Origin of the sequence: Micromonospora sp. NPDC047187 (genome assembly GCF_040643355.1) — a bacterium.
In the GTDB taxonomy this organism is placed as follows: Bacteria; Actinomycetota; Actinomycetes; order Mycobacteriales; family Micromonosporaceae; genus Micromonospora; species Micromonospora salmantinae.
This window is the reverse complement of sequence record NZ_JBEYUF010000027.1, coordinates 23,978-38,150: the sequence shown is the minus strand read 5'-3', so window position 1 is coordinate 38,150 and position 14,173 is coordinate 23,978. Positions and strand designations below refer to the sequence as shown.

At 69.7% G+C, this 14,173-nt stretch carries 15 protein-coding genes; 8 read left to right on the top strand and 7 right to left on the bottom strand.

All coding sequences use genetic code 11. From position 1 onward, the window contains the following. The first annotated feature begins 155 nt into the window (after positions 1-155). Positions 156-1,940, top strand: a complete 1,785-nt coding sequence (arc, locus tag ABZ794_RS29110) for a proteasome ATPase (RefSeq protein ID WP_210781710.1) — start codon at positions 156-158, stop codon at positions 1,938-1,940. A 65-nt stretch (positions 1,941-2,005) separates the two neighbouring features. On the opposite strand, the gene ABZ794_RS29105 is transcribed toward arc, so the two are convergent. Further along, positions 2,006-2,359 (bottom strand): GtrA family protein, encoded by a 354-nt coding sequence (locus tag ABZ794_RS29105; protein WP_266305161.1) that lies wholly within the window; start codon positions 2,357-2,359, stop codon positions 2,006-2,008. 210 nt (positions 2,360-2,569) lie between these two features. Between ABZ794_RS29105 and ABZ794_RS29100 the strand changes: the two genes are divergently transcribed. The 7 genes from ABZ794_RS29100 to prcA all read left to right on the top strand — a co-directional run bounded on the left by ABZ794_RS29100 (position 2,570) and on the right by prcA (position 8,797). After that, positions 2,570-4,138, top strand: a complete 1,569-nt coding sequence (locus ABZ794_RS29100) for a DUF2142 domain-containing protein (RefSeq protein ID WP_357518517.1) — start codon at positions 2,570-2,572, stop codon at positions 4,136-4,138. A gap of 37 nt (positions 4,139-4,175) precedes the next feature. Beyond that, positions 4,176-5,693, top strand: a complete 1,518-nt coding sequence (dop, locus tag ABZ794_RS29095; RefSeq protein WP_357518515.1) for a depupylase/deamidase Dop — start codon at positions 4,176-4,178, stop codon at positions 5,691-5,693. 225 nt (positions 5,694-5,918) lie between these two features. Continuing rightward, entirely contained in the window at positions 5,919-6,086 is a 168-nt protein-coding gene (locus tag ABZ794_RS29090; protein ID WP_238688840.1) for a hypothetical protein, read from the top strand. 130 nt (positions 6,087-6,216) lie between these two features. Beyond that, on the top strand, positions 6,217-6,432 hold the full coding sequence (locus ABZ794_RS29085; protein ID WP_088948111.1) for a ubiquitin-like protein Pup: 216 nt from the start codon (positions 6,217-6,219) through the stop codon (positions 6,430-6,432). A gap of 7 nt (positions 6,433-6,439) precedes the next feature. Then, the gene (locus ABZ794_RS29080; RefSeq protein ID WP_238688841.1) at positions 6,440-7,141 is read left to right on the top strand and encodes an endonuclease VII domain-containing protein; all 702 of its coding nucleotides are present in this window, start codon (positions 6,440-6,442) and stop codon (positions 7,139-7,141) included. Further along, on the top strand, positions 7,060-7,899 hold the full coding sequence (gene prcB, locus ABZ794_RS29075) for a proteasome subunit beta (protein WP_210781714.1): 840 nt from the start codon (positions 7,060-7,062) through the stop codon (positions 7,897-7,899). The genes ABZ794_RS29080 and prcB overlap by 82 nt, the downstream gene beginning before the upstream one ends. Positions 7,900-7,957: 58 nt before the next feature. After that, entirely contained in the window at positions 7,958-8,797 is an 840-nt protein-coding gene (gene prcA / locus ABZ794_RS29070) for a proteasome subunit alpha (RefSeq protein ID WP_357518512.1), read from the top strand. A gap of 49 nt (positions 8,798-8,846) precedes the next feature. Here prcA and ABZ794_RS29065 read toward each other — a convergent pair whose 3' ends face one another. Genes ABZ794_RS29065 through rfbB form a run of 6 tightly spaced genes read right to left on the bottom strand, consistent with a single transcriptional unit; the run spans position 8,847 to position 14,126 of the window. Beyond that, on the bottom strand, positions 8,847-9,875 hold the full coding sequence (locus ABZ794_RS29065) for a glycosyltransferase family 2 protein (protein WP_210781716.1): 1,029 nt from the start codon (positions 9,873-9,875) through the stop codon (positions 8,847-8,849). Next, the gene (locus ABZ794_RS29060) at positions 9,872-11,182 is read right to left on the bottom strand and encodes a polysaccharide biosynthesis protein (protein ID WP_357518510.1); all 1,311 of its coding nucleotides are present in this window, start codon (positions 11,180-11,182) and stop codon (positions 9,872-9,874) included. The genes ABZ794_RS29065 and ABZ794_RS29060 overlap by 4 nt, the downstream gene beginning before the upstream one ends. Then, a complete protein-coding gene (locus tag ABZ794_RS29055) occupies positions 11,179-11,880 on the bottom strand; it encodes a glycosyltransferase family 2 protein (protein ID WP_210781718.1) in 702 nt (233 codons plus the stop codon). The genes ABZ794_RS29060 and ABZ794_RS29055 overlap by 4 nt, the downstream gene beginning before the upstream one ends. Beyond that, entirely contained in the window at positions 11,873-12,244 is a 372-nt protein-coding gene (locus ABZ794_RS29050) for a DUF2304 domain-containing protein (protein WP_112587313.1), read from the bottom strand. Before ABZ794_RS29050 ends, ABZ794_RS29055 begins: the two co-directional genes overlap by 8 nt. Further along, positions 12,241-13,128 carry a dTDP-4-dehydrorhamnose reductase gene (rfbD, locus tag ABZ794_RS29045; RefSeq protein ID WP_357518508.1) on the bottom strand — a complete coding sequence of 296 codons (888 nt, stop codon included), beginning with the start codon at positions 13,126-13,128 and terminating at the stop codon, positions 12,241-12,243. Before rfbD ends, ABZ794_RS29050 begins: the two co-directional genes overlap by 4 nt. Further along, positions 13,125-14,126, bottom strand: coding sequence for a dTDP-glucose 4,6-dehydratase (gene rfbB / locus ABZ794_RS29040; RefSeq protein ID WP_357518506.1), 1,002 nt, complete (start codon positions 14,124-14,126; stop codon positions 13,125-13,127). Before rfbB ends, rfbD begins: the two co-directional genes overlap by 4 nt. Positions 14,127-14,173 lie beyond the last annotated feature (47 nt).

Here is a 14,173-nt window from a genome sequence, read left to right as displayed (position 1 = left end):
GTGCCACGCTCCGACGGTACCCGAACGCCGGTAACGGCCCGTCAGGCCACCCTTGGCGATCAAGGTTCGGTGACGAGGGTGTTGCGTGGGACCGAATCGGCCTCATAGCGGCTAGTGTTAGGGCAGAACGTTCAAGCCCCCCGGGGAGGTGGGACGTGGCAGCACGTAGCGACGACGCGGACTCGCGCGCCGCACGGTGGGAGAAGGAAGCCCACGATCTCTCCACGCAGGTCGCGTTCCTGCAAGAGGAACTCGCCCTGGTGCGGCGCAAGTTGACCGAAAGCCCCCGACACGTCCGGCAGCTCGAAGAGCGGCTGGCGGCCACCCAGGCACAGTTGGCGCGGCTGACCGAGAACAACGACCGGCTGGTGAGCACCCTCAAGGAAGCTCGCACGCAGATCGTGACGCTCAAGGAGGAGATCGACCGGCTCGCGCAACCGCCGAGCGGTTACGGAGTCTTCCTGGCCAAGCACGAGGACGGCACGGTGGACGTCTTCACCGGTGGCCGCAAACTGCGGGTCGCGGTCTCGCCCTCGCTCGACGTGGGTGACCTGCGGCGCGGCCAGGAGGTCCTGCTCAACGACGCGCTCAACATCGTCGACGCGTTCGGTTACGAGCGGGTTGGCGAAGTGGTGATGCTCAAGGAGATCCTGGAGGGGCCGAACGGCGGGCCGGGCGACCGGGCGCTGGTGGTCTCCCACTCCGACGAGGAGCGCATCGTGCATCTCGCCGAGACGCTCATCGGCTCGGCGATCCGGGCCGGCGACTCGCTCATGATCGAGCCCCGCTCGGCGTACGCGTACGAGCGGATCCCGAAGAGCGAGGTCGAGGAGCTGGTCCTGGAGGAGGTGCCCGACGTCGACTACGGCGACATCGGTGGCCTCCAGTCGCAGATCGAACAGATCCGCGACGCGGTGGAGTTGCCGTTCCTGCACGCGGACCTGTTCCGTGAACACCAGCTCCGCCCGCCCAAGGGCATCCTGCTCTACGGCCCGCCCGGCTGTGGCAAGACGCTCATCGCCAAGGCGGTGGCCAACTCGCTGGCCAAGAAGATCGCCGAGCGGCAGGGCAAGGAGAAGCACACCAGCTTCTTCCTCAACATCAAGGGCCCGGAGCTGCTCAACAAGTACGTCGGTGAGACCGAGCGGCACATCCGGCTGATCTTCCAGCGCGCCCGGGAGAAGGCCGGCGAGGGCACGCCGGTGATCGTGTTCTTCGACGAGATGGACTCGATCTTCCGGACCCGCGGCTCCGGTGTCTCCTCCGACGTGGAGAACACCATCGTCCCGCAGCTGCTCAGCGAGATCGACGGCGTGGAGGGGCTGGAGAACGTCATCGTCATCGGCGCCTCCAACCGGGAAGACATGATCGACCCGGCGATCCTGCGCCCCGGTCGCCTCGACGTGAAGATCAAGATCGAGCGACCGGACGCCGAGGCGGCCAAGGACATCTTCTCCAAGTACATCCTCTCCGGGCTGCCCCTGCACCCGGACGACCTGGCCGAACACGGCAGCGACCCCCAGGCCACCGTCGCGGCGATGATCGACGCCGTGGTGCTGCGGATGTACTCGGAAACCGAGGAGAACCGATTCCTCGAGGTCACCTACGCCAACGGTGACAAGGAAGTCCTCTACTTCAAGGACTTCAACTCCGGCGCGATGATCCAGAACATCGTCGACCGGAGCAAGAAGATGGCCATCAAGGAGTTCCTCACCTCGGGTCGCAAGGGGCTGCGCCTGCAGCACCTGCTCGACGCCTGCGTCGACGAGTTCCGCGAGAACGAAGATCTCCCCAACACCACAAACCCCGACGACTGGGCGCGCATCTCCGGCAAGAAGGGTGAGCGGATCGTCTACATCCGCACGCTCGTCTCCGGCGGCAAGGGCGCCGAGGCCGGCCGGTCCATCGAGACCGCCAGCAACACCGGCCAGTACCTCTGACCCCAACAGCGAGGGTGCCCACCATTCCGGTGGGCACCCTCGCTGCGGGTATGTCAGGGCGTCGGTCAGGCAGCGAAGATCCACCGCTTCGACACCACGTAGTTCGCCGCCGACAGCGACGCCGTCACCAGCAGCTTCGCCAGCAGGTACGGCGTGCCCGCCCAGGTCAACGCGGACACCAGCACCACGTTGGCGGTCAGGTTCGCGAGGACCAGCGCGAAGTAGCGCCCCACCTGCGGCACCATCTGCGCGGACGAGCCGAACGACCACGCCCGGTTCAGCCCGAAGTTGACCCAGAACGAGGTCAGGAACGACATGCCGGCCGCAACCGGCAGGACAATCCGGAGAACTCCGTGGTACACGAAGAGTGACCCCGTGTCCACGGCAACGCTCAGACCCCCGACGACCAAGAACCGCACAGCACTGTGTCGGGACAGGTGGCGGACGGAATCGGCAACAGGTGACAGCAAAGAGTTCTCCAAGGGGGGACCCGGAGCGGTGAGGACGACGAGGGAGTCTATCGTCTGTCCATCCACCCAGCGGGGCCTGCCCGCGCGAGCCGCGAGGTTGACGTGCCTGATCCCGGAAGAGTGACGCCGCCGGCCACCGGCGGAAGCCCGGCGGCCACCATGAGCACAGGCCAACGGCACTGGGCCCTCGCCTTCGCCGCATTCTTCCTGATCATCTTCGCCTGGTCGATGGCCGCCCCCTACGACGGCACCCCGGACGAGCGAGAGCACATCGTCCGAGCGGCCGGCGTCGCCGCCGGGCAGATCGCGCCCCCGCCCGCCGAGGCGAAGAAGGGCACCGGCGCCTTCCAGACCGTCCCCGGCGGGCTCGTCCGCGAGCAGTGCTGGCAGTTCAAGAAGGAAGTCTCAGCGGCCTGCGCCCAGCCCCCCGGCAGCGACGACACACCGACCCGCGCCGGCACCGGGGCCGGCCGTTACTTCCCCGCCTACTACGCCCTCGTCGGCGCACCCACAGTGCTCTGGCCCGGCTGGTCCGGCGTCCTGCTCGCCCGCATGATCAGCGCCCTGTGCTGCGCCGCGCTGCTCGCCTGCGCGTACGTCGTGATCCGCAACCGATCCCGCCGCGGCCTCATGATGGGTGCCCTGCTCGTCGTCACCACGCCGATGGCCGTGCACATGGCCAGCGCGGTCAACCCGAACGGCCTGGAAATCGCCGCCGGCATCGCCTTCTTCAGCGCCGTCATCCCCCTGCTACTCGGCCCACCCGGCCCACGACGCGGCCTCATCGTCCTCGTCGGGATCAGCGCGTTGCTCCTCGCGGTCCTGCGCCAGACCGGCCCGCTCTGGCTGGCGACCGCCTTCCTCGCGTTCGCCTTCCCGCTGCGCCGCAGCAACCTCCTCGGCCTGCTGCGCGACCGGGCCGCCCAGCTCTGGGCAGGTGGCATCGTCCTGTCCACCCTCGCCGTGCTCGCCTGGTCCGTCCGCCAACAGACCTCCGACCTCGGCAACTACTCCGCCGACCGGCTCACCTACGGGCAGGCGGCCCTACGCGAGGCCGACCGGTGGCGGGGATACCTCGACCAGATCGTCGGGGTCACCTCCTGGCTGGACACCCGGATGCCCGCCCCGCCGTACCTGATCTGGCAGCTCGTCGCCGGAGCGCTGCTGCTCATCGGGGTCGTCTGGGGCAGCACGCTCGACCGGTGGCGCCTGCTCGTGCTGCTCGGCGGCGGCGTCGCCGTCCCCTCCGTCATGCAGATCGCCCTGGTCAACGAGAGCGGCTTCGTCACCCAGGGCCGCTACATGCTGCCCATGCTGGTCGGCGTCCTGCTCTACGCCGCGTGGATCGCCGAACAACGCGGCTTCGAGGTCGCCCGGGCCCGCTCGTTCACCCGACTCGCCGTGCTGCTCCTCCTGCCGATCCAGCTCTTCTGCCTGGCGTACACGATGGTCCGCTGGCAGAACGGCCTGCCCGCCAACGTCGGGCTGAGCAGCCTCAACCCCCTCGCCGGCGACTGGCACCCGGTGGTCGGCTCGGTGATCCCGCTGCTGAGCGCCAGCGTCGGCCTGGTGCTGTTCGGGTGGCTCGTCTGGACCACCCGCTCCGCCGCGACCGACGACCCGACGCCGCCCGCCGAGTATTCCGACACCGAATCCAGCGAACTGTTCCGGCCCGCCGGCACTCACCTACAGAGTGCAGGTGCTCAGGGCGGACTACGCTCGACCTGACGGGGGACCGGGTCGGGCGAGCGAAGCGGGTAGGTCGATGAGCGTAAGACGGATCATGGGCACCGAGGTCGAATACGGCATCTCCGTGCCCGGGCAGGCCGGAGCCAACCCGATGGTCACCTCATCGCAGGTGGTCAACGCCTACGGGGCACGTCCGGAACTCAACCGGGGCGGCCGGGCCCGGTGGGACTACGAGGAAGAGTCGCCGCTGCGCGACGCCCGGGGCTTCACCTACTCCGGTGCCGCGTACGACCCCGCCGAAGCCCTCGCGGACGAAGACCTCGGCCTGGCCAACGTGATACTCACCAACGGCGCACGGCTCTACGTGGACCACGCTCACCCCGAATACTCCACCCCCGAGGTCACCACCCCCAGGGACATCGTGCGCTGGGACAAGGCCGGCGAGAGGGTGATGGCCGAGGCGTCCCGCCGGGCCGCCACCATCCCGGGCACCCAGCCGATCCACCTCTACAAGAACAACACCGACAACAAGGGCGCCAGCTACGGCGCCCACGAGAACTACCTGATGCGCCGGCAGACGCCGTTCGCCGACATCGTGGCGTACCTGACGCCGTTCTTCGTCACCCGGCAGATCGTCTGCGGCGCCGGCCGGGTCGGCATCGGCCAGGACGGCGGCCAGAGCGGCTTCCAGATCTCCCAGCGCGCCGACTTCTTCGAGGTCGAGGTTGGCCTCGAGACCACCCTCAAGCGGCCGATCATCAACACCCGGGACGAGCCGCACGCCGACGCCGACAAGTACCGCCGGCTGCACGTCATCATCGGCGACGCCAACCTCTCCGAGATCTCCACCTACCTCAAGGTCGGCACCACCGCGCTGATCCTCACCATGATCGAGGAGAAGGCCCTTGGCGCCGACCTCGGCATCGCCGACCCGGTCAGCGAGCTGCGCGCCGTCAGCCACGACCCCGCCCTGACGCACCGCATGCGACTGCGCGACGGCCGTCGGCTCACCGCCCTCGACCTGCAGTGGGCGTACCTGGAGCGGGTCCGGTCCTTTGTCGACGACCGGTACGGCACCGACGCCGACGAGCAGACCATCGACGTGCTCGACCGCTGGGAGAGCGTCCTGGACCGGCTCGGCCGGGATCCGATGCTCTGCGCCGACGAGCTGGACTGGGTGGCCAAGCTGCGGCTGCTGGAGGGCTACCGGGAGCGGGAGAAGCTCGGCTGGGGCTCGCACAAGCTCCAACTCGTCGACCTGCAATATTCCGACGTCCGGCCGGAGAAGGGCCTCTACCACCGGCTGGTCAGCCGGGGGGCGATGAAGACGCTGCTCACCGACGACGAGACGCGCACCGCGATGACCGAGCCACCGGAGGACACCCGGGCCTACTTCCGCGGTCGCTGCCTCGCCCAGTACGCCTCCGAGGTGGTCGCCGCGAGCTGGGACTCGGTGATCTTCGATGTGGGTCGGGAGTCGTTGGTCCGGGTGCCGATGATGGAACCGGAGCGGGGCACCCGTGCGCACGTCGGGGCGCTGTTCGACCGCTGCGCCAGCGCCAAGGACCTGTTGGAGACACTGACCGGGGGCTGAGGTCCGGTGCCTCCACCGGGAATCACTCTGGCATGCCAGGCCGTCCCCGAGCCGTGATCTGGTTCCTGCGGTTCCGCTTCATGTTCGTGGTGGGCGCTGTGGCGGACCTCTACGGTGACAAGCTGCCCATCAGCGACGTCCTCGGCGTGCTCGCTCGTCGTGACCTGCCGCAGATTTGGAGGGTCCCTGTTCGGCCCGGGGGTGCTCGCCCACTTCGCTGTGGTCATGGTCTTCACCGTCGTCCTGGCGTTCCTGTCCCGGCAGCTGGTGGAGAAGCAGGTGTTGCGGTTCAGGGACTGGACGCCCCGCCTGCGGCGCGGGGCACCACTGGCGGAGGCGTGGGAAAAGGGGGCAGCCCGAGCCCGAGCCGGTCCCGGCCCCGGCCCCGGCTGACGCGTCGGCTCCTCGGGGCTGACCGCTTCGGCGCAAACGAACGCCCCCGACCCGAACACGGCGGACGTGAGGGCTTTCTGTCGTCTGCGCGGGGTAGATTTCATCCCAGACGATCGTGGAGGAGACAGCCATGGCCACTCATGACAGCGGCGGCCAGTCGCAGTCCGGCAAGTCCCGTCAGGGCGAGGAAATCGAGGACGTCACCACCGAGGCCAACCCCGAGGTGGCCGAGCGGCACGCCGAGATCACCGAGGACGTCGACGACCTCCTCGACGAGATCGACTCCGTCCTGGAAGAAAACGCAGAGGAATTCGTGAGAGGCTATGTGCAAAAAGGGGGCGAGTAGGGCGTAAATGCCTAAAACGGACATGCCTCGTCCTCTGGATGATCGGGATGGCCACCGCCGCTGCCGCGACTGCGGCGAGTGGCTGCCCCTTGATCAATTTTGCGCCAACAGCAGACGACCGGACGGTCGCGGCAGCTACTGCAAGCCCTGCTTCAACATTCGGTCGAAGGCGAGCTACGCCAAGCGCCTGAAGGAGCAGCAGGGTAGGGACGTGCGTCAACTGCCGCTGGTGCCAGCGGGCCACCGGCGATGCCCCGACTGCGGTGCCACCAAGCCCCTCGATGACTTTCCGCGGAACCGCTCCGGCTGTGGAGGTTACGGCCGATACTGCAAGCCTTGCCACAACGCGAAGGGCAAGGAGAGCAAGCTTCGCCTGCATGGCGGAACTCGCGAGTACCACCTGCGGCGGCGGTACGGCGTGGGTGAGAAGGAGTTTCAGGAGCTCCTGGCCGAGCAGGGCGGGGTCTGCGCGATCTGTGGCGGCACCGACCCGCAACATCTGGACCACGATCATCGCACCGGATGGGTGCGCGGGATACTCTGCTTCAACTGCAACGGTGGTCTTGGCCAGTTCCGTGACAGTCCCATGAGGCTGGCCAGGGCGATCACGTACCTGAGAGGAACCACGTGGCAGCGGGCTTTGATCCATCCGGGCGTCTTCCAGATGTGTTCACCAACGCGGGGACGTCCTCCTTCACGACGTTTCTGAGTCGGGTGGCCCCCGAGATGTTGCCCGGTCGGCGACCGCTGCCGCCGGGCATGGCCGCCGACCTGGCGCCGCACGCGACCACCATCGTGGCCATCGCGGCCGCCGAGGGTGTGGTGATGGCGGGCGACCGACGGGCCACCATGGGCAACCTGATCGCTCAGCGCGACATCGAGAAGGTGCACCCCGCCGACGCGTACTCGCTGGTCGGTATCGCGGGCACCGCCGGTATCGGCATCGAGTTGATGCGACTGTTCCAGGTGGAGCTGGAGCACTACGAGAAGATCGAGGGCGCGATGCTCTCGTTGGACGGTAAGGCCAACCGGTTGGCCTCGATGATCCGGGGCAATCTGGGGGCGGCCATGCAGGGGTTGGCAGTGGTGCCGCTCTTCGCCGGGTTCGACCTGGCCGCCGCCGATCCGGCGCGCGCCGGTCGGATCTTCAGCTTCGACGTGACCGGTGGCCCGTACGAGGAGACCGGCTACGACGCGATCGGGTCCGGGTCGCTGTTCGCGAAGTCCGCGTTGAAGAAGCGGTTCCGGGCCGGGTTGTCGGTGGACGACGCCACGCGGCTGGCGGTCGAGGCGCTCTACGACGCCGCCGACGACGACACCGCGACCGGTGGGCCGGATCTGACCCGCCGGATCTACCCCGTGGTGATGACCGCGACCGCCGAGGGCACCCGCCGGTTGACCGACACCGAGACGGCGGCGATCGCCGAGGGTGTGGTTGCCGGCCGGATGGAGAACCCGGGCGGTTGAGACCCGCACCTCATCAGTCAGCAGTCGTCAGCACAGCGCCGTAAGGAGAACCGCCGACGTGGCCATGCAGTTCTACGCCTCTCCCGAACAGATCATGCGCGACCGCTCCGAGTTGGCCCGCAAGGGCATCGCTCGGGGTCGCAGCGCGGTGGTCCTCAGCTACTCCGGCGGGGTCCTCTTCGTCGCGGAGAACCTTTCCAGCGCCCTGCACAAGGTCAGCGAGATCTACGACCGGATCGGATTCGCCGCGGTCGGCCGGTACAACGAGTTCGAGAACCTACGCCGCGCCGGTGTCCGGATGGCCGACCTGAACGGGCTCAGCTACGACCGGCGTGACGTCACCGGTCGCGCCCTGGCCAACGCGTTCGCGCAAACCCTGGGTGCCATCTTCACCGAGCAGTCGAAGCCGTTCGAGGTGGAGATCTGCGTGGCGGAGGTCGGTGCCACCCCGGAGGCGGACGAGCTGTACCGGCTGACCTATGACGGTTCGGTGAACGACGAGCCGGGGCGGATGGCCATGGGTGGTCAGGCCGAGGCGATCACCGGCGTGTTGAAGTCGCAGCATCGGGCGGACATGTCCCTGGCCGAGGCGGTCAGGGTGGCGGTGCAGGCGTTGAGCACCGTCGGTGGTGAGGGCGGTGCCGCCCGGACGATCGCCGCCAACCAGCTCGAGGTGGCGGTCCTGGACCGTCAGCGGATCGGACGGACGTTCCGGCGGATCACCGGTGCCGCGCTGACGGCTCTGTTGGACGGGGATACGGCGGCCGAGGGGCAGGCGGCGGATGCGGCGGGCGGTCCCGCCGAGCCGGTCGTGCCGACCACGGAGGGGCACAAGCCGACGAGCTCGGCCGGTTCCGCGGACCTGGAGGACCGGCCTGCGGAGGGCGGCGAGCGCTAGGGTTTCGCCCGCTGGTGCCGGGGCCCGTGTTCGGGGCCGGCACCAGCGGTCATCCTCGGCGCAGCAGGGGCCGGGCCAGGGCCCAGTAACCGCCGGCGACGGCGTTGAACGCGCCCAGGCCGGGGGTGGTCGGCACACCGGAGGGCGTGACCCGACCGGTCATCAGCTCCGCGATGACCCCGTCCGGCACCCGGCGTTCGGCCTGTAGCTGCCGTCGACGGCCGCGAACCCAGTCGCGGTTGCGCCACAACCAGCCCCAACCCCGCAGCTTCTGCCGGGACCAGCCGCCGACGACCGCGGCGGTGAGCATGGCGGCCTCGGTGAGTAGCAGCGCCGGGGCGAGCACCACGAGTGTCCGCGCCTCGTAGGCGGTGAGCAGGGTGACCAGTCGGTTCCGCTCGACCAGGTAGAGCTTCAGGGCGTTGCGGGAGAACTCGTAGTGGTGACGCACGACGGCGTCCGGCACGTACTCCAGTCGTAGCCCGCGCTGCCACAGTCGCAGGCTGAGTTCGGTGTCCTCGTGGTACGCGAAGTATTCGGCGGCGAAGCCGTCGAGTTCGCGCCAGAGCTGCCGGCTGATCACGAAGCAGCAGCCGCTGAGGGAGGGTACGGCCCGCCGTTCGGCGTGGTTGCTGGCCGGTTCGCCGTTGCCGCCGGCCCAGGAGAGGCCGGTGAAGTGCAGCGGGTTACCGCTGGTGTTGATCAGCTCGGGGGTGTCGGCCAGCCGGATGGAGGCCATGGCCGCGCCTACGCCCGCTTCGGCGGCTACGGCTGTGGTCTTGGCGAGGGCGTCGGGTGCGACGACGGCGTCGGAGTTGACGAACGCGAGCCAGTCACCGGTGGCCTCGGCCGCGCCGACGCGGCAGCCGCCGGAGTAGCCGGTGTTCTCCTCCGGTCGGATCACCCGTACCCCGGGGAGGCCCTTGACGATGTCGATGCCGTCCCCGGTGCAGCCGTTGTCGACGACGATGAGGTCGATCTCCACGTCGGTGCTGGCCAGCACCGCCTGGGCGGCGTCGACGAGGTAGGGCTCCGGGCCGTAGGCGAGCATGACGGCGCTCACCCGGGGTCGGGTCATCGGATGCCTCCGGAAGCGGCAGGGGCGACGGCCTCGGCGAGCGGCCGGGCGGGGGTGGTGGGTCGGCGGAAGCCGCCGCGCAGCAGCATCGCCATGGTGGCGGCCACGATGACGGAGCCGATGGTGTAGGCCAGTTCGACTCGCAGGGTGACCGGAGCCGGGATCAGCGTCACGGCGATCAGGGCGGCGACGCCGGCGGTCCAGGCGAGGGCCTGGGCGCGGTGCCGGTCGAGGGCGAGGAGGGCCTGACCGAGCACCATCGCCCACAGGTAGGCGAGCGTGGCGGCCGCCAACCAGGCGAAGTCGCCGTGGCCGAGAACGCCGGGTGCGTCGAAGAGGGTGCCGACCAACCATGGGCCGAGCAGCACGGCGCCGAGGGCGCCGGTGAGGCCGAGCGCGGTGACGATGCCGAGCGCCCGGCGCAGCAGGCCGTGGAAGCCGGCCTGGTCGCCGGTGGTGGCGGTGGTGGCCAGGCCAGGCAGCAGTGACGCCTGGAGGGAACCGAAGACGAACAGGGGAATGCGGACCAGCACGAGGGCGGAGAGCAGTGCGCCGGCGGCTGCCGCGTCGGAGGGGGCGAGTAGCTGCACGTTGATCACGCCGATGTTCACCACGACCTGGGAGAGCAGGCTGGAGGCGGTGAGCAGGCCGAGGCCGCGTAGCAGGGTGGCCCAGGCCACCGGCGGGCCTCCGCCGATGGCGCGCAGCACCGGCGGCAGGGTGAGCAGGACGCTGACCAGTGGGGCGGCGACGAGCACGAGCCCGTACCAGACGGGCGACGTCACTCCGGCCAGCCCGAGCAGGGCGACCATGATGATCCGCAGGCCGCCGTCGATCCCGAGTTGAGCGCCGTACCAGGGGAACAGTTGCAGGCCGGAGAGGACGCCGCGGGTGGCGTAGGCGACGGCCATCGCGGCGAGTGCGCCGATCAGCACGGTGACCAGGTTGCCGTCGCCGGCGAAGAGCCTGTCGGCGAGCGGCTGACGGCCGATGGTGACGGCCAGCACCAGCACCGCGAGCATCACGGCGGCGACGGTGACGCCGCGGGCCAGTACCGGCCCGGGCGGCAGCCCCTGGCTGTGTCGGGCGGCGACGACCCGGGCGACCTCCTGCTCGATCGGCATGAACACGCCGATGCCGAGGGTGAACACGATCGACCAGAGCACCGACAGGGACGAGTAGTCGGCCTGGTTGAGGCTGTGGCCGGCGACGGCGAGGTGAACGTAGGAGGCGAGCCCGAGAAGGGCCAGCCCGGCACCGACAGCGACGGTGCCGGGCGGGACCAGGCTCAGTAGCCGTCGGATCACCGGCGGATGAGCGCCAGCGTGAGAACGGCGAACGCGCGGCCGAGGTAGACCATCGCCTTGGCGGGGGAGTGGCTGGGTGTGCCCGCCATCCGCTTGCGCATGGCGACCGGCACCTGGCGGATGCGGTAGCCGCGGCGGGCGGTGTGCACCAGGGTCTCCACCGTGTCGCCGAGGTACTCGGCCGGGTACCAGCCGGCGAACATCTCGATGACCCGCCGGTTGGCGGCCCGGAAGCCGGAGGTGGTGTCGGTGAGCTTGGTGCGGGCGACCCGGGACAGCACGGCGGAGAGCATCACCATCGCCCAGCGGCGGGGGCCGCGGACGTTGTAGTCGCCTTCACCGGCGAAGCGGGCGCCGATGACGAGGTCGTTGTCCTCGAGCAGGTCGACGAGCTTCGGCACGTACCGGGGGTCGTGCTGGCCGTCGGCGTCGATCTGGATGGCGACCTCGTAGTCGTGGTCACGGGCGTAGCGGTAACCGAGGCGCATGGCCCCACCGACACCGAGGTTGTACGGCAGTTTGGCGACCAGGGCGCCGGCGGCCGCGGCGACGGCGGCGGTGCGATCGGTGGAGCCGTCGTCGACGACGAGCACGTCGACGCCGGGCAGTTCGCCACGGACCTCACCGACGACGTCGGCGATCGAGCCCGACTCGTTGAGAGCCGGAATGATGATCAATGTGCGCTTGCCGTTAACCATCGGTCGACACCAGTTCGTCTCGGGCTGCCCGGTCCGCGTCGATCTCAGCGCGGAGCAGGGCGAAGTCTTCGGCCAGGGTGCGGGTCTCTTCTTCCAGGGCGCTGACCTCCCAGCTGAGGTGTACGCACACCAGCAGCAGGAAGACGATGCCGAGGAAGAGCACCAGGCTGACACCGGAGGCGACGCCGAGGAGTTCGGCGACGTTGTCGAGCAGCCGGGGGAAAAGGGACAGCGGAATCACGATGATCAGTACGGCGAGCCAGAGCATGCCGTACTTCTCGCGCAGCTGACGGCGGCGCAACAGCTCGACGATGGTGCCGAGGAGCAGCAGGCCGGTCAGGCCGGTGACGAGGGTGAGCTTCATGCGACCTTCCACGGGGCGGGTGGAGCGGGGGAGTGGAACGCGTCAACCAGGGCGCTGTGCCAGTCTGGAAGCGGGGGTAGACCCACGGCTGCCCAGCGGCTGTGCCCTAGCACACTGTACGCAGGCCGGGGGGCGGGACGCGGATACCGGTCGCTGGTGGTGGGTCGGATCCGGTCCGGGTCCAGTCCGGCCAGGGTGAACGTGGCGCGGGCCAGCCCGTACCAGGTCGTCTGCCCGGCGCAGGTGCCGTGGTAGACGCCGGGTGTCGCGTGACCGGCCAGCGCCGCGTCGGCGAGCGCGACGAGCCGCTCGGCGAGCGCGTACGACCAGGTGGGTTGGCCGTGTTGGTCGTCGACCACGTCGAGGTGTTCGCGCTGGGTGGCGAGTCGGAGCATGGTGGCCACGAAGTTCGGGCCGTGTGCGCCGTAGAGCCAGGCGGTGCGCACGACGTACCCGGTGTCGGGCAGCAGCCGCGCGACGGCCTGTTCGCCGACCAGCTTGCCGCGGCCGTAGGCGTTGACCGGCGCGGTGGGCGCGTCCTCCGGGTACGGGGTGCCCGCGTTGCCGGCGAGGACGTAGTCGGTGGAGACCTGGATGAGCCGGGTTCCGCCGCTGGCGCACGCCGCGGCCAGGTTGGCCACGGCGTGGCCGTTGACGGCGGTCGCCGCGGCCTCGTCGGCCTCGGCGGCGTCGACGTTGGTCCACGCGGCCGCGTTGATCACCAGGTCGTGTCCGGCGACGGCGGCGTGGACCGCCGCCCGGTCGGTGACGTCCAGGTCGGCGCGGGTGGCGGCGGTCACCTTGAGGTCGGGCCGGGCGCCCAGCACGGTGACCAGGTCCCGGCCGAGCATCCCGCCCGCGCCGGTGACGAGGAGTCGGGTCATGCGGTCGGCGCGGACTTGAGGGGTTCCCACCAGTTGCGGTTGTCCCGGTACCAGCGGACGGTGTCAGCGAGGCCCTGGTCCAGGGCGATGCTGGGGTGGTAGCCGAGCTCTTCGCTGATCTTGGTGATGTCGAGGGAGTACCGGCGGTCGTGGCCCTTGCGGTCGGTGACCGGGACGACCCGGTCCCACCCGGCGCCGCAGGCGTCCAGGAGCAGGCCGGTGAGTTCCTTGTTGGTCAACTCGGTGCCGCCGCCGATGTTGTAGACCTCACCGGCGCGGCCCTTCTGCTGGACGAGGGCGATGCCCCGGCAGTGGTCGTGCACGTGCAGCCAGTCACGGATGTTGCCGCCGTCGCCGTAGAGGGGGACGGTGCCACCGTCGAGCAGGTTGCTGACGAACAGCGGGATGACCTTCTCGGGGAACTGGTACGGGCCGTAGTTGTTGGAGCAGCGGGTGACGACCACGTCCATGCCGTGGGTGCGGTGGTACGACAGCGCGAGCAGGTCGGAGCCGGCCTTGGATGCCGAGTACGGCGAGTTGGGGGCGAGCGGCCAGGTCTCGGTCCAGGAGCCCTCGTCGATCGAGCCGTAGACCTCGTCGGTGGAGACGTGCACGAACCGGCCGGTGCCGTGGCGCAGCGCCGCGTCGAGCAGCGTCTGGGTGCCCAGCACGTTGGTGGTGACGAACGGCGCGGCGCCGGCGATCGAGCGGTCGACGTGTGACTCGGCGGCGAAGTGCACGATCACGTCGTGCTCGGCCACCACCTCGTCGACCACCACCGGGTCGCAGATGTCGCCCTGCACGAACCGCAGTCGCGGGTCGTCGCGGACGGGCTCGAGGTTGGCCAGGTTGCCCGAGTAGGTCAGCTTGTCCAGCACGGTCACGACGGCCGGCTCGAGCGGCGGCACGCCGTCCGCACTGCCGAGGGGCTTGCCCAGCAGTAGGCGAACGTACTCCGACCCGATGAATCCGGCTCCGCCGGTGACGAGGATCCTCACGGGTCCGGAAGTATACGCGACGGGCGGCGCGGCCCCTGGTACGCGAC